The 21,013-nt window shown below is 43.6% G+C and carries 21 protein-coding genes; 10 read left to right on the top strand and 11 right to left on the bottom strand.

What is annotated here, in order from left to right; all coding sequences use genetic code 11:
- Positions 1-12 precede the first annotated feature (12 nt).
- On the top strand, positions 13-1,059 hold the full coding sequence (locus tag AC060N_RS19980) for a DUF4421 family protein (RefSeq protein WP_479525255.1): 1,047 nt from the start codon (positions 13-15) through the stop codon (positions 1,057-1,059).
- Between the two features lie 36 nt (positions 1,060-1,095).
- Here AC060N_RS19980 and AC060N_RS19975 read toward each other — a convergent pair whose 3' ends face one another.
- Positions 1,096-1,590: a thioredoxin family protein gene (locus AC060N_RS19975; RefSeq protein WP_479525254.1), complete on the bottom strand. Its 495-nt coding sequence runs from the start codon at positions 1,588-1,590 to the stop codon at positions 1,096-1,098.
- Between the two features lie 528 nt (positions 1,591-2,118).
- On the opposite strand from AC060N_RS19975, the gene AC060N_RS19970 reads away from it, so the two are divergent.
- Complete coding sequence (locus tag AC060N_RS19970) at positions 2,119-2,919, top strand: BtpA/SgcQ family protein (RefSeq protein ID WP_479525253.1); 801 nt, start codon at positions 2,119-2,121, stop codon at positions 2,917-2,919.
- A 76-nt stretch (positions 2,920-2,995) separates the two neighbouring features.
- On the opposite strand, the gene frr is transcribed toward AC060N_RS19970, so the two are convergent.
- The 8 genes from frr to AC060N_RS19930 all read right to left on the bottom strand — a co-directional run bounded on the left by frr (position 2,996) and on the right by AC060N_RS19930 (position 10,392).
- Entirely contained in the window at positions 2,996-3,562 is a 567-nt protein-coding gene (gene frr / locus AC060N_RS19965; RefSeq protein ID WP_106540840.1) for a ribosome recycling factor, read from the bottom strand.
- 95 nt (positions 3,563-3,657) lie between these two features.
- Positions 3,658-4,368, bottom strand: coding sequence for a UMP kinase (pyrH, locus tag AC060N_RS19960; protein WP_479525252.1), 711 nt, complete (start codon positions 4,366-4,368; stop codon positions 3,658-3,660).
- A 176-nt stretch (positions 4,369-4,544) separates the two neighbouring features.
- Positions 4,545-5,372, bottom strand: a complete 828-nt coding sequence (gene tsf, locus AC060N_RS19955) for a translation elongation factor Ts (RefSeq protein ID WP_479525251.1) — start codon at positions 5,370-5,372, stop codon at positions 4,545-4,547.
- A 33-nt stretch (positions 5,373-5,405) separates the two neighbouring features.
- Positions 5,406-6,314 (bottom strand): 30S ribosomal protein S2, encoded by a 909-nt coding sequence (gene rpsB / locus AC060N_RS19950; protein WP_479525250.1) that lies wholly within the window; start codon positions 6,312-6,314, stop codon positions 5,406-5,408.
- Between the two features lie 110 nt (positions 6,315-6,424).
- Positions 6,425-6,811: a 30S ribosomal protein S9 gene (gene rpsI / locus AC060N_RS19945; RefSeq protein WP_479525249.1), complete on the bottom strand. Its 387-nt coding sequence runs from the start codon at positions 6,809-6,811 to the stop codon at positions 6,425-6,427.
- A gap of 5 nt (positions 6,812-6,816) precedes the next feature.
- Positions 6,817-7,272 carry a 50S ribosomal protein L13 gene (gene rplM, locus AC060N_RS19940; RefSeq protein ID WP_479525248.1) on the bottom strand — a complete coding sequence of 152 codons (456 nt, stop codon included), beginning with the start codon at positions 7,270-7,272 and terminating at the stop codon, positions 6,817-6,819.
- A 328-nt stretch (positions 7,273-7,600) separates the two neighbouring features.
- The gene (locus tag AC060N_RS19935) at positions 7,601-8,764 is read right to left on the bottom strand and encodes a hypothetical protein (protein ID WP_479525247.1); all 1,164 of its coding nucleotides are present in this window, start codon (positions 8,762-8,764) and stop codon (positions 7,601-7,603) included.
- Positions 8,765-8,937: 173 nt separating this feature from the next.
- Positions 8,938-10,392 (bottom strand): MFS transporter, encoded by a 1,455-nt coding sequence (locus AC060N_RS19930; protein WP_479525246.1) that lies wholly within the window; start codon positions 10,390-10,392, stop codon positions 8,938-8,940.
- A gap of 121 nt (positions 10,393-10,513) precedes the next feature.
- On the opposite strand from AC060N_RS19930, the gene lipA reads away from it, so the two are divergent.
- Together lipA and lipB are read left to right on the top strand one after the other, a co-directional pair.
- Positions 10,514-11,371, top strand: coding sequence for a lipoyl synthase (gene lipA / locus AC060N_RS19925; protein ID WP_479525245.1), 858 nt, complete (start codon positions 10,514-10,516; stop codon positions 11,369-11,371).
- 103 nt (positions 11,372-11,474) lie between these two features.
- The gene (gene lipB / locus AC060N_RS19920) at positions 11,475-12,176 is read left to right on the top strand and encodes a lipoyl(octanoyl) transferase LipB (RefSeq protein WP_479525244.1); all 702 of its coding nucleotides are present in this window, start codon (positions 11,475-11,477) and stop codon (positions 12,174-12,176) included.
- A gap of 2 nt (positions 12,177-12,178) precedes the next feature.
- Here lipB and AC060N_RS19915 read toward each other — a convergent pair whose 3' ends face one another.
- On the bottom strand, positions 12,179-12,664 hold the full coding sequence (locus AC060N_RS19915) for a glutathione peroxidase (protein WP_479525243.1): 486 nt from the start codon (positions 12,662-12,664) through the stop codon (positions 12,179-12,181).
- A gap of 258 nt (positions 12,665-12,922) precedes the next feature.
- On the opposite strand from AC060N_RS19915, the gene AC060N_RS19910 reads away from it, so the two are divergent.
- A complete protein-coding gene (locus tag AC060N_RS19910) occupies positions 12,923-14,050 on the top strand; it encodes an N-acetyltransferase (protein WP_479525242.1) in 1,128 nt (375 codons plus the stop codon).
- A gap of 883 nt (positions 14,051-14,933) precedes the next feature.
- On the opposite strand, the gene AC060N_RS19905 is transcribed toward AC060N_RS19910, so the two are convergent.
- Entirely contained in the window at positions 14,934-15,644 is a 711-nt protein-coding gene (locus tag AC060N_RS19905; protein WP_479525241.1) for a DUF6261 family protein, read from the bottom strand.
- A 523-nt stretch (positions 15,645-16,167) separates the two neighbouring features.
- Here AC060N_RS19905 and AC060N_RS19900 point away from each other — a divergent pair.
- The 5 genes from AC060N_RS19900 to AC060N_RS19880 all read left to right on the top strand — a co-directional run bounded on the left by AC060N_RS19900 (position 16,168) and on the right by AC060N_RS19880 (position 20,953).
- Positions 16,168-17,430, top strand: a complete 1,263-nt coding sequence (locus AC060N_RS19900) for a GIY-YIG nuclease family protein (RefSeq protein ID WP_463231116.1) — start codon at positions 16,168-16,170, stop codon at positions 17,428-17,430.
- A 60-nt stretch (positions 17,431-17,490) separates the two neighbouring features.
- On the top strand, positions 17,491-17,934 hold the full coding sequence (locus tag AC060N_RS19895) for a hypothetical protein (RefSeq protein ID WP_479525240.1): 444 nt from the start codon (positions 17,491-17,493) through the stop codon (positions 17,932-17,934).
- 392 nt (positions 17,935-18,326) lie between these two features.
- Entirely contained in the window at positions 18,327-18,959 is a 633-nt protein-coding gene (locus AC060N_RS19890) for a hypothetical protein (protein ID WP_479525239.1), read from the top strand.
- Between the two features lie 297 nt (positions 18,960-19,256).
- On the top strand, positions 19,257-20,408 hold the full coding sequence (locus AC060N_RS19885; RefSeq protein ID WP_463231113.1) for a PDDEXK-like family protein: 1,152 nt from the start codon (positions 19,257-19,259) through the stop codon (positions 20,406-20,408).
- 101 nt (positions 20,409-20,509) lie between these two features.
- The gene (locus AC060N_RS19880) at positions 20,510-20,953 is read left to right on the top strand and encodes a hypothetical protein (protein ID WP_463231112.1); all 444 of its coding nucleotides are present in this window, start codon (positions 20,510-20,512) and stop codon (positions 20,951-20,953) included.
- The last annotated feature ends 60 nt before the right edge of the window (positions 20,954-21,013 follow it).

Raw genomic sequence — 21,013 nt, 5'->3', positions numbered from 1 at the left:
TAAAATGGGGTTATGCGGTTGATTCTTTTTCTGGTTTTATTTTCTTTTCTCTCCGGTCATGTCAGCGGACAGGGTTCGTTTCTGAATAAACTGAATTCTCCTCCGGATAGCAGCTACATTGCCTCTTACAAGAACGACCTTGTGGTCAGGTTGTATACGTCCCGTAAATACATGGGGCAACAACTCATTGACGGTTCTCTAAACAAAAAGCTTGACTACCTGCCCAGCAACAACTACCTGGTTGGTTTTGGTATCAACTACAAGCTATTGGGAATTAATGCGGGTTTTAGTCTGCCATCGATGAGAATGCCGGTGGATAAATACGGTAAAACCACCTTCCTCGATTTTCAAACACATCTTTACCTCAGGCGGGTAACCTTCGATCTGTTTTCGCATGTTTTCTGGGGGCAGTATCTCAACAACAGCCACGATATATTGAAGTCTCCTCCACGGGAAGGTTTCTATTATACACGACCCGATATTCGTGCTTATGCGGTTAATGCGGAAATGAATTACAACTTCAATTATTCCCGGTTCAGTTTCCGGGCTCCATTTCTTCAGGATGAGTGGCAGAAAAAGAGCGCAGGAAGTTTCTTTGCCGGCGGCGGTGTATACTGGGACGGTTCCGACGCTGATTCGTCATTTGTTCCTTCCGGAATGGCGGTACCTGATTTTTACAACGACATAAATTTTAAACGATGGGATTGGCTGGCTGTAGCGGCAACCGGCGGCTATGCACATACATTTGTTATCGATAAGCGTTTTTTTATCATGCTCTCAGCCATCGGTGGAATCGGTGTGGGGAGAAGCACGTTGACCGATATGGACAACCGGGATTATCATACCTACTCACCTTTCTATAAACTGACGGAACGTTTTGGGGCAGGGTATCAATTTGGACGAGTGTATATTGGGGTAACATGTGTGAACATGGATATGCTGATGGGAGCACCGCCTGATGGTACCCGGATTCATTATCGTTCCGGGAACATCAGGGCCAATGTGGCTTACCGTTTCAGTTTAAATAAGGAAATCAGGATTTTTCCCGGAAGGAAATAAAAAAAGCGGAACGCCTGTCCCGCTTTTGGTAAGGTTTTATTTCGAAGCGTAGTGTGCCGGATTCAACGCATCGGGGCTCCAGTTTTTCAGAAAACCTGCCACCTTTTTAATGCTGTAACTTCCGTCTTGTTCCAGGTATGCCGAGTTTTGCGTATGAATACGTTCCCCTTTGTCATTCAGAATAACCAGTACCGGGAAACCGAAACGTTGCGGATAGCCTAGTTTCGCCAAAACATCCAGGTTTTTGTTTGCCTTGCTGTAATTCACCATCACCCGGACATAATTTTTCTCCATCAATTGATGAATCTCCGGGGTATTGTCGCAAAAGCCGTGGAATTTTACACACCAGGGACACCAGTTTCCTCCAATCTGCAGAAAAACGTTTTTTCCCTCGGCATGGGCTTTCTTCACTGCCGCTGCAATTTGCTCGGTGGCGTTGGCGTTCGGATTGTAAATGTGCACGCCCTGGGCAAAAGTCGGACTAACGGAAAGTCCGAGAACAAAAAGGAGCGCGAAAATAATTCTTTTCATATATGAATAAATTTGATTTATGAATGGATGATAGAATCACCATCTGATTTATCGGACGATAATATGTCAAAGTTTAACGTAATATGCAATGGTAAGTTTCATACCGCCCATATTCCATGAATCTAATTTTTGGAAGTGCGAATTTCGTCAATACTTAAAATCTGAGTTGCGATAGGAAGAGAGTGGGGGGATAGGAATGCGAAGAAGGTGGATTATTATGTATGAACATATGCTATTCGTTGATAAAAAATGTGTAAAAATAATTTACAGCGGTCGCTGTAAATCGTTAAAAAAGAGGAGGGAGGTTATCGATTGGTTTCGATATTCAAATTACAAATATTTTGTTGATGAATAGGAATTAAAAATGGAAAGTTCTTAACAAAAAACGGTTGAAAACTCCCCACGGGTAGTCATAATTTGGTATTGAAGAGGTATGGATTTGTATAAAAATTCGTATGGAAGGCCGGATCGAGTGGACAAATATTTTTATCTTTCCTTATAGATTTGTTTTAGATAAAATCCGGAATTGTGAAGTTATCATTTAAACGAAAAGCCATTATCGGGATGGTCCATTTGGGAGCGTTGCCCGGTACACCTCGCCACAAAATGAGCATGGCCGAAATTATCGATACGGCTGTGAGAGAAGCCCTGATTTACAACAGTCACGAGCTGGATGCCGTGATGATTGAAAACATGCACGATGTGCCTTATTTAAACCGGAAGGTCGGACCCGAGATTACGGCCGCCATGACGGCTGCAGCACTTGCCGTGCAGCGGGAAATTGAGTTGCCTGTCGGAATTCAGGTGTTGGCCGGAGCTAATACCGATGCGGTGGCCATTGCTAAAGCAGCCGGCCTCGATTTCGTGAGGGCCGAGGGATTTGTTTTCGGTCATGTGGCGGACGAAGGTTACATGGATTCTGACGCGGCCCTGGTCATGCGATACCGGAAATCAATAGAGGCTGACAGTGTTGGGATTTTCACGGATATCCGGAAAAAACATGCCTCGCACAATATCACAGCTGATGTGAACCTGGAAGAAACGATTCAGGCGGCCGAATTTTTCCTTTCTGACGGAATAATTATCACAGGTGCAGCTACCGGAAAAAAAGCCGCCATTGAGGACGTTAAGTTAGCTAAACGGGCTTCCAGTCTGCCCGTCTTGATCGGTTCGGGCATATCGGAAGAAAATATCGAGTCCTACTGGCCGTATGCCGATGGATTTATTATCGGTTCGTCGCTGAAGGAGGAAGGTTACTGGATGAACCCGGTGGATCGGGACCGCGTGGGTTCACTGATGGAGAAAGTAAAGCAACTCCGGGAAAAATAAAGATACGATACATCGAAATAAAAAAGGCTGCAATAATGAATATTGCAGCCTTTGTGTTTTTATAAACAGTCGGTTGTTATACCGTCATGATCTCTTTTTCCTTATTCTCCATTCCTTCATCAACTTTTTTGATATAGTCGTCGGTAATGGTTTGTACCTCGTCAATACCAATCTTCTCCATATCTTCTGAAATCTCTTTCGATTTCAACAATTTCTTGAGATAATCATTGGCATCCTTACGGGCGTTACGGATGCTAACCTTCGCATTCTCGCCTTCCCGGTGCGTATCTTTCACCAGCGTTTTGCGTCGTTCTTCAGTTAACGGAGGAACATTAATACGGATGATGTCGCCATTGTTGTCTGGGTTGAAGCCAAGATTGGCGTTGATAATAGCTTTTTCGATCTCAGGGATCAGTTTCTTTTCCCAGGGTTGAATAGCGATCGTACGGGCATCCGGCGTGCTGACACTGGAAACCTGGTTCAGGGGAGTCTGCGAACCATAGTAGTCGACCATAACGCCGTCCAGCATGCGCGGATTGGCTTTACCGGCACGAATATGAGCCAGTTCTTTTTCGAGATGCTCAAGCGCCTGTTCCATTCGGGTACGGGCGTCATCCAATATCATTTGAATTTCTTCGTTCATAGAGCGATTATTTTCCAAGATGTTGATTTAAACAAATTTAGAAAAAATTGAAAGATTTCAAAGTATTAAATATATACTTCAGATAATCAGCTGTTTCAATTATGCACCAACGTGCCTATTTTCTCACCTTTCAATAATTTAAGCAAATTACCGGGCGTATCCATATCGAAAACCATGATAGGAAGATTATTCTCCTTGCACATGGTTGTGGCCGTCAAATCCATTATTTTCAGGCCCCGGTTATACACCTCGTCATAGGTAATTTCATCGAATTTGGTAGCCGTTGGATCTTTTTCCGGATCGGCCGAATAAATTCCATCCACGCGGGTTCCTTTCAGCATCACATCTGCTTCAATTTCGATGCCTCGCAGTGATGAGCCGGTATCAGTCGTGAAATAGGGATTGCCGGTCCCAGCCGACAGGATAACCACTTCGCCTTTTTCCAACGATTCGATAGCCTTTTCTTTGGAATAAAATTCACCGACAGGTTCCATCCGAATGGCGGTAAGGACACGCGTCTTGACACCGATTGCTTGTAATGCAGAACTAAGGGCCAAACTGTTGATGACAGTTGCCAGCATGCCCATCTGGTCGCCTTTTACGCGGTCGAAACCATTGGAGGCACCACTCAGGCCACGGAAGATATTCCCGCCACCAATAACAATCCCGACTTGGGTGCCCAAGGCTACAGCTTCTTTAATTTCATTGGCGTAATCAGTCAGGCGGTTCCTGTCGATGCCATATTGCTGGTTACCCATTAAGGACTCTCCGGACAACTTCAGCAATACACGTTTAAATTTTCCCATGAGTGCGTTGGATTTTATTTCGGTAAAGATACGATGAACAATAAAAACCGCCGAGTTTTCAAAATGCTTTTTCCACGGTTTCCCGGATATTCTTTTAAAATCAGTGGCTCTCAGCTTCCAGACATAAAAAAAGCTGCCTCAATTGAAGCAGCTTTTTCATGTATTCTTGACCGTAATCAGACATTAAGAGTATAACGCTTGAAACCGGTTACACTCAATTCTTTGTCGCCGGAAGCGAGGAATTCGCTGATGGTCATTTTTCCATCTTTCACGTAAACCTGGTTCAGCAGAGTGTTTTCTTTGAAGAATTTGTTCAAAGCACCCTGTGCAATTTTATCAAGCATGTTTTCCGGCTTGCCTTCCTGACGGAATTTCTCTTTGGCAATTTTGAGTTCCTGTTCAACAACTTCAGCAGGAACATCATCTTTGTCGACAGCCACCGGAGCCATAGCAGCAACCTGCATAGCAACGTCTTTAGCAATCTGCTCATCAGCCACTTTTTTCGAGAAGCCAACAATAGTTGCCAGTTTGTTACCCGGGTGGATGTAAGCGATGGTATCTTCAGCCTGAACGGTTTCGTAAGCTGAGAGTTCCAGTTTTTCGCCGATGATACCGGTTTGCTCGGTAACATGAGCTTCAACTGAACGACCATCCATATCGAGAGCTTTCAGTGCATCGAGATCGGCTGGTTTATTGGCGATAGCCAAATCCAGGATCTTTTCGGTGAAAGCAACAAAGCCTTCATTTTTTGCAACGAAGTCGGTTTCGCAATTCAGGACAACCAGAGCAGCAAATTTATTATCGTCGGAAACCTTCGCGAGAACAGCACCTTCGGTTGCTTCGCGATCGGCACGCTTGTTAGCTACCAGTTTACCTCTTTCACGAATGATTTCAACAGCGCGGTCGAAATCACCGTCGGCTTCGGCAAGGGCTTTTTTACAGTCCATCATACCAGCGCCGGTTGCTTTGCGCAACTTCATTACTTCAGCAGCAGAAATAGCCATGTTGAAATGATTTATTTGATTTTTTGAATGCAATTAATTGTCAGCTTCTTCGTCTTTTTTCTCATCGGCAACAGGAGCTTCTTTAGCTTCTTCCTTTACAGGTTCTGCTTTAGGAGCTTCTTCTTTAACCGGCTCAGCTTTTTTAGCTTCCTCTTTTACAGGTTCAGCCTCTTTGTCTTTAGCTGCAGCTTTACGATTTCCGCGTTTCTGCTTGGCCGGTTGTTTTTCGTCGCCACCTTCTTTTTCGCGCTCAACTTTGCGCTCTGAAAGACCTTCTTTCATGGCCTCACTCATCACGCTGATGATGAGATCGATTGACTGAGAAGCGTCGTCGTTTGCCGGGATCACAAAGTCGATTCCTTCCGGATTCGAGTTGGTATCAACCATAGCGAAAACGGGAATACCCAAACGTTGAGCTTCACGAACGGCGATTTTCTCTTTCATCACGTCAACTACAAAAAGGGCAGCAGGCAAACGGGTCAGGTCGGCGATAGAACCGAGCACTTTGTCCAGCTTGGCACGCTGACGGGTAATCTGCAGTTTTTCACGTTTTGAGAGGTTGTCCCAGCTCGTGTCCTTCATCATTTTATCGATGGAGGTCATTTTCTTAACGGCCTTACGGATAGTTGGGAAGTTGGTGAGAGTACCACCTGACCAACGCTCAGTAATGTAAGGCATATTGGTTTCCTTGATGCGCTCAGAAACGATTGTTTTTGCCTGTTTTTTCGTAGCAACGAAAAGAACTTTACGTCCTGATTTGGCAATAGATTTCAACGCAGCAGCTGCTTCGTCGATTTTAACAATGGTTTTCTGAAGGTCGATGATGTGGATTCCGTTCTTCTCCATGAAGATGTAAGGAGCCATGTTCGGGTTCCACTTACGTTTCAAGTGTCCAAAGTGAACACCGGCATCGAGTAATTGCTTGAATTCTGTTCTAGGCATAAAATTGTTTTTGTTTACGTTCTGTTCAGGCAACCATCCGGTAGTCGGGCTCTCCGAGTCCGGACAGTTTAGATGCTAAACAAAATCTGTTAATGATTCGGCAAATAAGATTAACGTTTAGAGAACTGGAAGCGTTTACGTGCTTTCGGACGACCTGGCTTCTTACGTTCCACTTCGCGTGGGTCACGAGTCAGGAATCCGGCAGCTTTCAGCTTCGGACGATTCTCTTCGTCGATTTTGATCATTGCACGTGAAATAGCCAGACGAAGCGCTTCAGCTTGTCCTTTCACGCCGCCACCGTCGAGGTTTACCTTAACGTCGAACTGACCGGCTACTTCCAACAGGTTAAGCGGTTGCTTAACGATGTATTGCAGTGTATCAACCGGGAAATATTCAGTGATGTCCCTTTTGTTGATAGTGATATTACCTTTACCCTCGGTGATGTAAACACGGGCAACAGCGGCTTTTCTCCTACCGATTGCGTTAATGATTTCCATGTTACTTATTTAATGTTATCAATGTTAATTACTTTCGGGCTCTGAGCTTGTTTGTCATGCTCACTGCCCACAAATACATACAGGTTGGTAAAGAGCTTGCGTCCCAAACGGTTTTTCGGGAGCATACCTTTTACCGCTTTTTCAACCAGTCTTTCCGGATGTTTAGCCAGAATTTCACTGGCAGTCTGCGAACGCTGACCACCCGGATATCCGGTGTAGCGGATATACTCTTTGGCATTCCACTTGTTTCCGGTAAGACGGATTTTCTCTGCATTGATAACAATTACATTGTCACCGCAATCTACGTGAGGGGTGAAGTTCGGTTTGTTCTTACCCCTAAGGATTTTGGCAACTTTGCTTGCAAACCGACCAAGGGTCTGATCGGTGGCATCAACCACAATCCATTCTTTGTTTACCGTTGCACTATTTGCCGAAACGGTTTTGTAACTCAACGTATCCACTTGCTTCTTTAATTTAATGAATGAAACAACATATTAACGAACATGCATTTTCCCGGAATCCGAACAGCGGGTCGCCGGTTCTCCGGCACTGTTGCTAAGGCAGTTTTGCTGTCGTCATCCATGCATATTTGCAAGTATGGATGATAATCGGGACTGCAAAAGTATTTGTTATTTTTCAATTTTACAACTGGGGTGAGAAAAAATAACTGCTACAAAATCAATACAAAAGATCTTGATAGAAGGTGTTGATGTGAAGGAAAACATTTCGGATTAAAAATTTTCACAAAATTGTTGATGAAGTCCCCGTCATTTTCATCGAAATCAGGACTTAGTGCACTTTTTTTCGGGGAATGACGCCAAAATTAACGACCAGGTACAATCCGGCTGCATTCATCGATTTTTTTTCGATGGTGTCGTAATATAAATCGAACATGAAACCCAGGTGGGTTTGATCAGTAATCGCTTTGTCGAAATGATACTTCAGGTTGACCAACTCGCGGTTCTCAACCGAAGTACCGGGATAACGGCTCGAAACGTTCTGGTACAATATTCCGCCGAAAGGCGCATAAAAATGATGAGCCCGCCAATAAGCCGCTGTAATATCGCCCAAACGTGTATTGACGTAACCGGAAAGCAATACGGCATGTCCCTTCGAAAAAGGAGAGATGGTATCGTCTTTCGGGCCGGTGGTAATAAATAAGTTGTCGTTGGTTCCGATATCCGTCAGGAAATGGCCGCCTGTATTGTGGTTGAACATCACACCGGGTGAAACACTGATGTACGTCCGCACGCGGGATGGACCTGCGTTAATCTGTCCGCCGGCATGAGTACCGAAAAAACTCAGCGGAACGGATACCTGGTTAGTGCCGTTCTCCAACAAAGTCCATTTATTCATGACCCCAAACGAAAACTTTTCCTGGAACGGGTCACCCGGAAGAATCATTTGCCGCCAGTTGATCCACATATCAGTGTACAACTTTTCTGTTTTGTACTTCATCTGGATGCCACCCTGAGGTTTGTCGGTGTAAAACCGCTGTGGGTCGTAAACCGGTTCCGGCAGCATATGGTTTTCATCCTGATCCAGGTTGCCCATAATAATGGTAATGGCAGAGGTTGGATGATAACGAACCGTAAACCAGGGACTGATATTTTCGTAATCGGTGCGGCCGGTATATTTTAATATATGCACGCCCAACTCGAGGCGGAGTTGTTGGGTTGGGTAGTAAACGACTTTGGGGCGGAACCAGGATCCCAGAATCGTTGCTCCGGTCGCTATCGTTCCTCTGTATTCGTTATTCTTGAAGAAATTGGTATTGTCGAGAGCAAAATAAATGTTGCCGGTTGTATCGGGCAAATAAGGCTCGGTGTACTGGAAGAAATGATAGTCGTTCTGCGCGGAAGCAGATTTCATATTCAGGAATGAGATCAGGACAAAAATAATCCCCGCCGAAATAGTGAAACGGGAAATACGAGTTGAAAATAACTGTTTCATGAAATGCATTTCAATTAAGAGCTTCTCGCGAAAGTTGACAATAATAAATCCGGCTGAAAATACATTTATTTTTCCTGCTCTGAAAGTTTTTAGCGGTAGCGGGGAATAAAAAATCCGGAGCTGGAAGAGAAATTCCATTGGCTCCGGATGAATTAGTTTTTTATATCGTGTGCTTACTGCTTTTTCAGTAACAAGCGATCGTACAGGAATAGCAGAAGAGTGGCGCCGAAACCGATTCCGGTTATCACAATCCAGATATGCGACGGGTGGTATTTGTCCCAAAGGAACATAGTAAATTCGTGCATATTCATGTTAAGCTTGTGGGCCGCTGCCTCCAGAAAGTCGTTTTGCGTAAACTTATCGCTGATGGCCGGCAGGTTGATACCCCGGGCGACCATTTCGTTTCTGGCCAATTCCACTTTATCGGACATTTGCTGGTAAACATTACCGGAGATGATCCCGGCGAAAAAGTTACCGGCTGCAACCGGCAGAAACGAAGTACCCATGTACAATGCTGTTTTATCGGGCGGGGCAATGCGGCCAATGTACTCGGTGATTTTCGGTGAACTTGACATCTCTCCAATGGAAAATATGAAAAGAGCGAGAACCACAAACATACCGCTATGAGTCATCATCGATAAACCGATACCAATCGAAGCCACAAAAATCCCGGCTGTCATAGCATTCAGCGGACGCATCCGCATCACGATGGAAGAGATAATAATCTGGAACAGGATGATGGAGCCCGCATCCACATTAACCAATAGCTCGGCCGGAATGGTGCCCTGCTCTGTTCCGATACTGTGTGCCAGCCAGGGCCACCACTGGAGCAGGAAATCGTAAACCATCGAGGTGTTAACCCATTGGTCGATAAAAACCGGTAATGTGAAGAACAACTGGTTATACATGGTCCAGAAACCGGCAATAATAACCAGGAAGATCACGAATTTGACATCACTCAATGCCACGCCGATGTTTTTAAATGCTCCAGAAATATTTTTTCCAAGAGGTTCTTTTACTTTTTCAGGCTCGTCATCGTGTCGGGGTTCTTTGTAGAAAAAGGTCAGCAAAACAAAATTGAAGGCGATAACCACGGCCGATGAAATGAAAACATATTCCCAGCCAATTTTCTGAAAATGACTGGTGACGAATGGACCGATGAAAGCCCCGATATTCACCATCATATAGAATATACCGAAACCAATCGAAGAAGTGGTTTTGTCGGTAGTTTTGGCAACGGTTGCCGATACAATAGGTTTGAACAGGGCGGCGCCAAGTGCCAGGTAAAGGAAAATAATAAATACGGGAACAAACGAATGGAAAAAGGGTATCGCCAAAAAGGCAGTAGTATAAACGGAGTAGGCAATGTATAAAGTCTTTCTGTAACCGATTTTATCGGAAATAGCTCCGGTAATGAGGGGGAGGAAATACAATATGGCGGTACCGACACCCATGATCCAACCTTTTTGAACCTGGGTGAATCCTAATGCTCCTTCATCCGTAGATTTGGTAAGATATAAAGCGAACATTATATAGAAACCGTACCACGCCCAACGCTCGAAGAGCTCCATTGAGTTCGCAACCCAAAATGTGCGTGGAAATTTTTTAAAAACCTGAAGTGCCTTCATTTGTTTTGTGTTTTTTGAGAGAACAATGGAGCCAAAATTATAAAAATATGCCAGATAAGTGTGAAAAGAGGCTTTGTTGTAAAATGCTTATCTTGCGCAACTTTTAAAAAGTAGATTCGCTATGGAGACTAGAAGAAAGCCCGATTGGCTGAAAATTAAGGTGCCGATTGGGACGAATTACCGTCACGTAAAAGGTGTCGTTCGTGATCACCATCTACATACCATTTGTACCAGCGGACAGTGCCCGAATATGGGGGAATGCTGGGGCGCAGGAACCGCAACCTTCATGATTCTGGGGGAAATCTGTACGCGTTCTTGTAAGTTTTGTGCTACCAAAACCGGTCGTCCGAAACCGCTTGACCCGAATGAGCCGGCTAATGTAGCCCGTTCGGTGCAGTTGATGAATTTGAAACATGCCGTGATTACCTCGGTTGACCGGGATGACTTGCCCGATGGAGGTGCAGCACACTGGGTGGAAACCATCAACAAAATCAAAGAGGTGAATCCGGATACTACGATGGAGGTGTTGATTCCCGATTTTGATGGGAAGCCCGAATTGGTGAAACAGATCATCGATGCCAAGCCTGATATTATTTCGCATAACCTGGAAACCATTGAGCGTTTAACGCCACAGGTGCGTAGTAAAGCGCAGTACGATATCAGTCTGAAAGTTATTAAAACCATTTCAGAATCCGGAACCGTTTCCAAGTCAGGACTGATGCTTGGATTGGGCGAAACTCTTGATGAGATATACAAAACAATGGACGACCTGGTAGCCAACGGTTGCGAAATCCTGACCATGGGACAATACCTGCAGCCGACGAAGATTCACCTTCCGGTAGAGGAGTATGTTCATCCTGATAAATTCCGTGCGTTGAAAGAAGAAGGTTTACGCCGCGGATTCCGTATTGTGGAAAGTGGACCACTGGTACGTTCGTCATACCATGCCGAACGTCATATCAGGCCCCGGGTGAATTAATTAATTTTACCGAACGCAAAACAAGAAATATATAGCCCCTAAGTCCCCTTCAAGGGATTTGGGGCTGTTCTTTTAATTGGCCTGATTTAGGAGTACTACTCAAATGAATCGAAAAGTTCAGTATCTCGATTTCGGTGTAGCCGAATACAAAAATACCTGGGACCGTCAGGAGGAATTGATGGGGGCAACCATCCAGATGAAACTGGATAATAAAAATGCAGAACCCTCTTCCAGGAAGGAAACACCCAATTACTTGATTTTTGTCGAGCATCCGCATGTGTATACGCTGGGAAAAAGTGGCGATGAACACAATCTCTTACTCAATTATATCCAGCTACAGGCAGAGGACGCTACCTTCTTTCGCACGAATCGTGGAGGCGATATTACCTATCACGGCCCCGGACAAATTGTAGGGTATCCCATTATCGACCTGGAGAATTTCGACATGGGCTTGCGGCAGTATATATATAACCTCGAAGAAACTATCATCAAAACCATCGCTGAGTTTGGCCTCGAAGGTTCGCGCGACGAAAGTGCAACCGGTGTCTGGCTCGATGTGGGTAAACCTACTGCACGAAAAATTTGCGCTATCGGGGTAAAAAGCTCGCGCCACGTTACCATGCACGGTTTTGCTTTCAATGTGAATACGAATCTGAACTACTTCCAGCACATCAACCCATGTGGATTTGTCGACAAGGGAGTAACTTCCCTGCAAAAAGAACTGGGAAAAGAGCAGGATTTCGAAGCCATTAAAGCACTGACCCGACAGAAATTCACCGAGGTGTTTGGTGCTGAATTGGTGTAAGTTTACTGGTGGTTCAGTAACGGCTCGATATATTCACCCAGTTTTTCCGGCTTAAAATAAGGAGCAAAACGTTTCACTGGTTTTCCGTTGCGGTCGACCAGGAATTTCGTGAAGTTCCATTTGATTCGCTTTCCCGGGAAACCGGGTTTTTCTTTTTTCAGGTATTGGTATAAAGGATGGGCACTTTTTCCATTCACGTCAATTTTCGAAAACATCGGGAAAGTGACGCCGTAACGGACCCTGCAGGTTTGTTCGATACTCTCTTTGCCACCGGGTTCCTGGTGGGCAAACTGGTTGCAAGGGAAACCCAAAATCACCAATCCGTCCTCTTTGTATTGCTCATACAATTTCTCGAGTCCATCATATTGAGGCGTGAATCCGCACTTGCTGGCAGTATTGACTATCAACACCACTTTTCCGCGAAAAGCGTCCAGCGTTACTTTTTCTCCTTCCAGTGTTTCGGCTTCGAAACCGTAAATATCATTCATTGCGTTTCGTTTTGCTGTGATTTCAAAAACGCAGTCGGTACCTCAATGTTCAATGGACTCTCTTTATGATAAATAACTTATTCAGAAATAAAACAGATAAATTTTTATCAGCAATCGACAATGTTTTGATAGGTAGCTGGATGTGAGGATTGTCCGGATTGTTGGTTGACCGTCTTAAATCATCGGGACAGGGCATCGAATTGATTCCGAAATGAAAAATGAGCATCTTTGAAATCACCAAACCGAAACATACGCATAATGGCAATTGAAGTGGTCGAAGTCAGGTCAACTGATGAGTTAAAAGAATTTGTTGAACTACCTTTTGAGCTTTATCGTGATAATCCCTACTGGGTTCCTCCCGTCAAAAGTGAGGAGCGGAATGCCCTGTTGCCAGAAAAAAATCCTGCGATGCGTGGCTGTGACACACTTTTGTGGATTGCCCGCAAGGATGGTAAATGCGTAGGTCGGTTGGCCGGAATCATTCACCACAAGCACAACGAGAAAACCGGCGAGCGGATGGCTCGTTTTTCGCGGGCTGAGTTCATCGACGACGCCGAGGTGGTTGATGCGCTTTTCGCGAAAGCCGAACAATGGGCGAAAGAGCACGACGCCAACGGCATTCATGGTCCGTTGGGCTTTTCCAATCTCGATCACCAGGGGATGCTCGTCGAAGGTTTCGATTACCTTCCTTCGGTTGTTTCCGAATATCATTTGCCCTACTACCAGGAGCACATGGAGCGGCTGGGCTATGCCAAGGAAATGGACTGGATTGAATTTCGGTTGTCGCTGGCGGGATTCTCACTGCCCGAGAAGGCGGTTCGCATTAACGACATGGTAAAGCGCCGCTACGGCCTCAAGGTCGTTAACTTCAAAACCCGGAAAGAACTTCACGAATATGGCCAGCGGGTCTTCCAAATTTTGAACTCTGCTTTCAAAGATCTCTTTAGTGTCGTCGAATTCAACGAGGAAACCAGTCGTTATTACCTGAACAAGTACATTCCGTTGCTCAAACCTAAATTTGTGAAAATGATTGAGGACGGCGAGGGGAATATTGCCGGTTTCATTATTGCGCTGCCGTCGCTTTCCAAAGCCCTGCAAAAAGCCAATGGCAAGTTGCTTCCTTTCGGGATTTTCCATATTCGAAAAGCATTGAAAAATCCGGATGAGTGCGATCTGTTGCTCACCGGTGTGCATCCCGACTGGCAGGGAAAAGGAATGGTTTCACTGCTCTTCTCCGAACTGTTGCAGGAGCTTATCAATAGTGGTGTCAAAAATCTCGAAACCACCGGCATGCTCGAAACCAACAACAAAGCCATCCAAAACTGGAAAAATTTCGATCACATCCAGCACAAGCGGAAGCGCTGTTACCGTAAAGATTTAGCTTAGGGCAGCTTTACGGTCTGCGGCCTGTAGCGTACTCGCAGGCCCGGGTTCTCACTGGTCGTTCCGGGGGCTCATTTCAATCGCCCCGTCACTCCCGTTCGTCCACCCGGCCCTGCTTCGTCCGGCTGTCGGCCTCCGCCCGGCCGCAAAGCAATGAACAATGAGTAGTGAACAGTGAGAAATGCACGGGATTATAGTTTGTGCTTTGTGGTTTCTGTTGTTAAAAGAGTTTTAAGTGTTAGGTGTTAAGTTTTAAGAAATCGAGATGACACCAGGGGAGGATGGAAGACGTCGCTGGTTGAGCCGTTGCTGTAGGGCCACAATACATCGTGGCCGCGCAGTATAGGGAGGCACGTTTCAAAATTTCAAGTTCCGGGTTGCGCTTCGCTGTTGTTCCTATCGTTAAAAACGTTTCTGTGTTGTCAGGCTGAAGGCCTGAAAGTCCGCAGCCCGGGGTAAGGAATCACGATGTAGTCGTGATGACACCATCCCGGGTTAGGATACACGCGAAAGCGAGAGGCGCACCTTCCGGCCGTTATGATAGAGACAACGTTGTTGCGCCGCACATAGGAACTACAATTAAAATATCTTCTATCCGCTCCATCGCCCTTGCGGTCGAAACAACCTCTCATTTTCAAACACAATCATGACACGACCGCTTACAGCACTCTATTGCCTCATTCCCCAAGGCGTTGCCATTGGGCTGAAATAATTTGGCCTTTCAGGCCGACCGGAGCCCGCCAGGCTGAAGGCCTGACGCCCTGGGTTGCTGTCTCGTTCTTCAACGCTCCGTCCTTCGCGACCGAATCCCTCCCCGGTTTGGGGAGGTTAGGAGGGGCGCTTTCATTGCCCTGAGCTTTTCCAAAGTCTCAAACATTGGAAAAGCTTACGCCTTCTCTGTTTTCTTCCTCCGTCTTTTCACCTGCAAATTGGTCCCGGCAACCATCTTCGCCACGGTGCGGGCAAAGTTGCCGTAAGCAGCATCGTCTACCTGTTGCATGGCCCTGAGGTGAACGACCAGTTGCTTATTAACCAGGCTTACCACTTGTTGTTTTAGTCGGGTGGCGCTCACCAGCCTGCGCTCTTTTCCGCGGGCGGTCTGTAATTTCAGACGACTGTTTTCGAACTCCTCCTGGGCCGCTTCCAGGAGCGTCAGCCGCTCTCTGCACCCCGATATTAGTTGAATCGGCTGTTGCATGTCTGGTTCCGACAGGTCCATCAAGAACGAGCGGATGAGCGTTGTTTGGGTGGCGTAGCTTTTCCTCATCAGGGCCAGTCCGTACTTTTCAAACACATGATACACCTTTTCCCCGGCCGATTGCACCTCGGTGGCGGGATGGTGAACCGCTCCCAGTAGCTGGTACGACAGGCTCCGCCAATGATTGTGGCGCGCCGCATTCTTCTCCTTCAGCGCCGATTTGGCCCGGTCCCGATCGATGGCTGTCGTCAGAGCTTTCGTTTGTTTTTCCAGCGACGCCATGATGTTCGCTAGGTGGCTGTCGCCGTTAATGGCAGCACGACGGTATGCAATCAGTATTTCGCCCGATACGCTTCCTGCTTCGGTGGCGCGGCAGTTGGTCATGAGTTTGGTCAGCATGGTTACGAGGCTTTATCTTCCCTTGGGAAACCTTTTTCCTGCTGGGAAGGATTACTTTCATTAAGTTACGACGAATAAACAGATAATGAAATAGTGAAATCAAATGATTTTAATATATCATTAGTTAGTTGAATAATTAAATATAAATATTATAACTATTCATCATATGATGAAATATTTAATTCTTATGAGATTATTTATTCATTATTTAATTAAATAGTGAATAAGTCGAGTTTCGTATAATCATTAAATCTTCATGTCGCTATTTTCTGTCAGGGCAGGCTGTGAACCCAGGAAATCTGCGCACGGAAACGATTTTTCAATACTTTCACCAATAGAACAGTCTGGCGTTTATGCCGAAGTTGAAAAAAATAACTCACCATATTGTCGGAAACCGATTGGAGACGGGAACAAATTCTTTTTAAGCCCATTATTATGTTCGGAAAGTTTTTTACTACCTTCATGACCTGTAAGTAGCTAGCAATAAATAGTAACAGGTCATTATGGCATTGAATATAAAATCATGGGGAATCATTTATTGATAAATCCTAATATTCATCTAGAGGCAAAACTCAAGAAAGAAACTTTTCTAGAGAGAGTCAGAAATGTGAGAATGATTCGTGCATCTGTAATAATTAGAAATTTTCTTCCGAATGAGCCTCATGAATGGGAAATAATAGAAGAGTTGCACAAGGCTATTAATAAAGGGACTTTCCAATTTGGCATCGGTGACTATAAAATATTTGCTTTTGAAATTAATACAGAACTATATAGTTGGTTTAAAAATAATGAGCTACAGACCATTCAAAAGCAAGTTGTGAACTGGATTGCTGCAGTTTATCTTTCAAGACCCGATTTGCACCACTTTTTTGATGAATACATTTATGCCCCCATTTTAATTGAAGTCAAAAGAGTAATAGAAAAATATTATTCGCCAGGATATTATACAAAATATTCATTGCTTTCTGAAGTAGTAACACTATTTGAGGCTGCTTATAACGGCGAAAATAATGTGAGAAATATCAATAGATATGAAAAATTCAGCGTAAGAAATTCAGATAGAATAGAAAAACTTTTTGAAGAACGAAGAAATGAATACAAGAAGGCATCATTAGGCTATATTAATTGTCCACCGCCAAAATTCTTAGAGAATCCAATTGAAAACAATGATATAATCCGATTTGGTACATATGGAGTAAGATATTCGCCAAGTGTTAAAATTAAAATTGCATATTTTACAGATACTGACTGGACATTAATTGTAGAACGCGATAAAAGAAAAGCGCATGAAATCTATAAATCTTTAGTAGAAAGCGGATATATGACGAGGGCCGAGATTGATAAGTTAGTGCAGGATGCGGAGTTTGACACGCTTAACCGTGCTGAATCAGATAAAACACTATGGGAAAAGTGGCTTTACTCATATCGAAATTTTGAAAAAACAAATAGCATCATTTACAATCTATTTGATGAAAAGACAACACAAGGACTGATTTATTTGATAAGGCAACGTAATTCGAACTATTTCAAAATTGGTTGGACGGAAAGAAAGAGTGGTTTGACAGAGAGACAGTCAGTTGAAAATAGAATATCTTCATTGCAAACAGGAAATCCAGAGCCGTTAGATATTGTAGGTTTTTTTAAAGCAAGTGGAATTAAAACTGAAAAAACTTTACACTCATATTTTGAGTCTAAGCGTAAGACAGGTGAATGGTTTAATCTGACTGACATTGATTGTCAAAATATATTGAATGATGATTGGAGGATCAACAATAATATATTTTAAAGAGCTTATTCACTCTGACTGCACTTTTTCCCTTGTCTGTAATTCAAAAAAAAGTAACCGATGACATTTACCGAGTTAAAAAAACAACCTTCCGGACGGGAAGCAAAAACCTATTTTCAGTTTACAGAATTGATTGAGGAGTTGAAGAAACGAGATCTTCCTGATGAAATTGTAGAATTGGTCAACTCGGAGATTGAGAAGATCAATGCTGCAACCGGAAAAGGACTGGGGCGGCAACTGATAAAGTCGAAAGCATATGTGGTGAAAGAACTGGAGAAGCGGTTGAAGCTCGTTCCAAAAAACTATTACCGGCACCTTTGGACGGCAAGCGGAATGGCTGCCTTTGGAATTCCCATTGGTGTTGTCATCGGCTTAGCTATAGGAAATATTGCGTATCTGGGAGTTGGTTTACCCATTGGCATCGCTATTGGAGCGGGTATGGGAACCAAAATGGATAAAAAGGCCAAAGACGAAGGCCGCCAACTGGATGTGGTGATTGGTTAAATTCGGTTTCAGGTTTGAGAATTTCATGTTCCAGGTTGGGCTTTGCTGTTTCTGTTGTTAAAGGAATTTCCCGATCCCCAAATTGAATTTGAGATGATGAACGGATACCCGGCGCCGCTGGAAAGACTCCGGAGGAGTCACATGATGTTAGAAACGAGTTTCACCTTATCATTTATTCGACCCCGGGTGGGGTCGCACATTATTTGTGGTTACATTTTCTAACAATGTATTATCCCTGCAGGGATGAAAATCCCTATTGAAGTCTGCTGACGTAGGCTGAATGCCTGAAATCCCATGGACCGGATAGGTCTTTTATCTTTTTGTCGAAGTCTTTCTAATTTTCGACGACACGGTTTGTCTGTGGGCGAATTTATTTTTGAGCCAAAAAGGAAATGAATCAACTAAAGAAAAGTCCTTTAATTGTCTTCTTATTTCTCGGACTGATCGCTTGTCAGGATTTGTCGCATCAGAAAAAGAAGATGGAAGAGCGAGAGAATAGAATAGCGTATAACGGATTTATTCCGGAGGAGCATCAGGAGATTCTGGAGAAAGTTCGGGATGATATTTTACTTGACAGATTACTAAAGGACACCATCCGGATTGCTGAAAAAGCATTGGTTAATCCGGAACGAAACAGATTTGGAGGCATTTTTTATGATGGCCCTCACGGGAAGGAATATAAGAAAACGGTTAAGGATAATTGTCGTCGATTAGTGTCCTTCTTCAGAAGAAATCCTCAATTGGCTGTCAAAGCGGCAGAATCTAAAAGAATAGTTGATGTGGATGAAGATGAGATGCGTTATCTGCAATACCTGATTGTAAAATACGTAGAAGATAAAAAGCTTGGGCCACCTTTACTTACCCGGATGAAACGATTATCGCAAGGATTAAATTATTATGTGTATGCCTTTCAATGCGCTAATTATCCTAAATTTGATATCTTTTCATTTACCAAATACTACCCGGTTTATAAAGTGAAATTTAATTTCCAGGATGGATATTATTGTTCTTATGAATACTTGTAAGTGAAGGTTCATTTATAATACAAACAAAACATTATGACAAATTTCTATTGTGAATATTGTGGAAGGAAATTTTCCAGTGTTTCAAGTTTAACGGGCACAAATTGTTTAAAGCATCCTTTGGGAGCAGGCAAGGGACGGCATAAGCTTTATGAAGGGAAAGAAAAAAGCAGGTATACCTGTAAGTATTGTGGAATATCCTTCTCATCGATAAGTGCAATGGCTGCAGCTAACTGTCCGCGGCATCCGGATGGTTCTCATAAAGGAACACATGCACCTGCACTATAAATGAAGATCGAAATGAAAAATATGCAAAGTTTACTCTCTCAAATTTCTGTGATATCCCAAAAAAATGCAGAGATACTTGAAGCTTCCGGAGGACGTTTTAATATGTTTCGCGTCTTGGGAGTAAATCATTACGAAACTACGCATTCGGCTATCCTTGCCGAATTGTTGGACCCAAAAGGTTCTCACGGATTAAAAAAGGATTTCCTGGAGGCATTTGTTAAGATAGCTTTCTCTAGCGAGGCTTTTCAAATCTTTGATGTCGAAGATGCCCATGTATATACGGAATACTATACAGCGGATGGGCGGGTAGATATTTTAATTGAAGATGGGAAAGGCCATGCAATTATTATTGAGAATAAAATTTATGCCGGAGATCAGGAAGAACAATTAAAGCGATACAACAAGTTTGCTCAAAATAAATATGGGGACGCGAATTACAGAATTCTGTATTTAACGCTTGATGGGAGTGAAGCATCCGAGAACAGCAGTGATGGAGTGGGATATGAACAACTCTCATTTGAGAAGGATATTATTTCCTGGTTGGATGAATGCGTCAAAATTGCTACACGTTTTCCTCTGGTACGAGAGACCCTAGTTCAATACATTAATCACTTGAAAACACTTACGAATCAGGATATGAATAAAAAAAACACCGATGAGATTGTTCAGTTACTCTCCTCTTCGAAAGAAAATATAGAAGCGGCATTTACTGTGTTTGAGAATATACAAGCACTAAGAAGTAATCTTGCTGAAAGGCTTATTGCGCGCTTGAACGAAATAGCTAAAGAGTTGGATATTCAGGTTGAGGTTGGTAGTCAATTTATAAAGGGGGAAAAATATGCAAAATTTATTTTTAAGATTTCTAAGTGGGAGTATTTTGATATTCAATTTGAGTTTGAAAAAGGTAATTTCATAGAGTTGGGGTATATGTACAAGTTGAGGAACGATGATAATAGGCCCGAAGAGTCAATTGAATATTTGTCTCCGAAATTCCAAAGACATAATATTTACAACAAGGGAATACCTTGTGGATGGTCGTATATGACAAAGTATCGGAATTGGGATGCTGAAGCCTTTTTTGCAATTACCACAGGAGAAATGAAGTCAGAGATTAAAAGAATAGTGAGTTATATGCTTGAGCAGGCAAAAGACTTGACAATGTAGGAAAGCGTTTCTCTGGTACAGTCAGTTTTTCGTTGTTCTGCTTTTGGTAACGACACGTTTTGGCGTTGCCACTTCTTATCTTCGGGTGAAAAAGAAAAGTCATGGAACTCATAGATGAAGTAGCGGACGAACTAAATGAATTACTCGACGCAAAGCGGTTGGATAAGAAGAAACTTAAAAAGTTGATTGGTGAGTTGATGAAATTATCTCGAGTGGAATTCAGGTTTCTAAACTTTGAGTTCTTCAATGCCGACTTGAAAGAACTGGCTGTGGAGAGAAAGATAAAGCATGTAAGCGAGAGTAATTTTGAGGCAGCCAGTCGGTATCGTGAATTGGAAGTTGAGTGTTTAAGTTATTTGCGTTTCAAAAAGTATTTCAGTTGGAAAGATTCGTTGTTTTATCCCGAGCGAAATATGCTTCTGTACTTCTATACCGGAAAATCGAAGAATGACTTGGAATTAAAAGAATATTTTGTCGGAGCAGAAGAGGGATTTTTGCCTGATCCAACCCTAGCTTTCATCAATATCATGAATAAATATCAATAGAATAAAGAGGTATGTCGAAGAGGGAGGCCATATACAGGTACAGTTTAATTATCAAGAGGC

This window comes from Prolixibacter sp. DSM 2831, from assembly GCF_056493735.1.
This window is presented reverse-complemented; position numbering and strand designations above follow the sequence as displayed.

What these genes read in the sequence shown, in the direction of transcription:
- AC060N_RS19980 (WP_479525255.1), top strand. Translation starts at nt 13, where the DNA reads ATGCGGTTGATTCTTTTTCTGGTTTTATTTTCTTTTCTCTCCGGTCAT.
- rpsB (WP_479525250.1), bottom strand. Translation starts at nt 6,314, where the DNA reads ATGCCTAGAACAGAATTCAAGCAATTACTCGATGCCGGTGTTCACTTT.
- AC060N_RS19895 (WP_479525240.1), top strand. Translation starts at nt 17,491, where the DNA reads ATGACATTTACCGAGTTAAAAAAACAACCTTCCGGACGGGAAGCAAAA.
- AC060N_RS19915 (WP_479525243.1), bottom strand. Translation starts at nt 12,664, where the DNA reads ATGAATGATATTTACGGTTTCGAAGCCGAAACACTGGAAGGAGAAAAA.
- AC060N_RS19910 (WP_479525242.1), top strand. Translation starts at nt 12,923, where the DNA reads ATGGCAATTGAAGTGGTCGAAGTCAGGTCAACTGATGAGTTAAAAGAA.
- lipB (WP_479525244.1), top strand. Translation starts at nt 11,475, where the DNA reads ATGAATCGAAAAGTTCAGTATCTCGATTTCGGTGTAGCCGAATACAAA.
- AC060N_RS19880 (WP_463231112.1), top strand. Translation starts at nt 20,510, where the DNA reads ATGGAACTCATAGATGAAGTAGCGGACGAACTAAATGAATTACTCGAC.
- AC060N_RS19905 (WP_479525241.1), bottom strand. Translation starts at nt 15,644, where the DNA reads ATGCTGACCAAACTCATGACCAACTGCCGCGCCACCGAAGCAGGAAGC.
- AC060N_RS19900 (WP_463231116.1), top strand. Translation starts at nt 16,168, where the DNA reads ATGGGGAATCATTTATTGATAAATCCTAATATTCATCTAGAGGCAAAA.
- AC060N_RS19975 (WP_479525254.1), bottom strand. Translation starts at nt 1,590, where the DNA reads ATGAAAAGAATTATTTTCGCGCTCCTTTTTGTTCTCGGACTTTCCGTT.
- tsf (WP_479525251.1), bottom strand. Translation starts at nt 5,372, where the DNA reads ATGGCTATTTCTGCTGCTGAAGTAATGAAGTTGCGCAAAGCAACCGGC.
- rpsI (WP_479525249.1), bottom strand. Translation starts at nt 6,811, where the DNA reads ATGGAAATCATTAACGCAATCGGTAGGAGAAAAGCCGCTGTTGCCCGT.
- AC060N_RS19935 (WP_479525247.1), bottom strand. Translation starts at nt 8,764, where the DNA reads ATGAAACAGTTATTTTCAACTCGTATTTCCCGTTTCACTATTTCGGCG.
- AC060N_RS19930 (WP_479525246.1), bottom strand. Translation starts at nt 10,392, where the DNA reads ATGAAGGCACTTCAGGTTTTTAAAAAATTTCCACGCACATTTTGGGTT.
- lipA (WP_479525245.1), top strand. Translation starts at nt 10,514, where the DNA reads ATGGAGACTAGAAGAAAGCCCGATTGGCTGAAAATTAAGGTGCCGATT.
- frr (WP_106540840.1), bottom strand. Translation starts at nt 3,562, where the DNA reads ATGAACGAAGAAATTCAAATGATATTGGATGACGCCCGTACCCGAATG.
- AC060N_RS19890 (WP_479525239.1), top strand. Translation starts at nt 18,327, where the DNA reads ATGAATCAACTAAAGAAAAGTCCTTTAATTGTCTTCTTATTTCTCGGA.
- AC060N_RS19885 (WP_463231113.1), top strand. Translation starts at nt 19,257, where the DNA reads ATGAAAAATATGCAAAGTTTACTCTCTCAAATTTCTGTGATATCCCAA.
- pyrH (WP_479525252.1), bottom strand. Translation starts at nt 4,368, where the DNA reads ATGGGAAAATTTAAACGTGTATTGCTGAAGTTGTCCGGAGAGTCCTTA.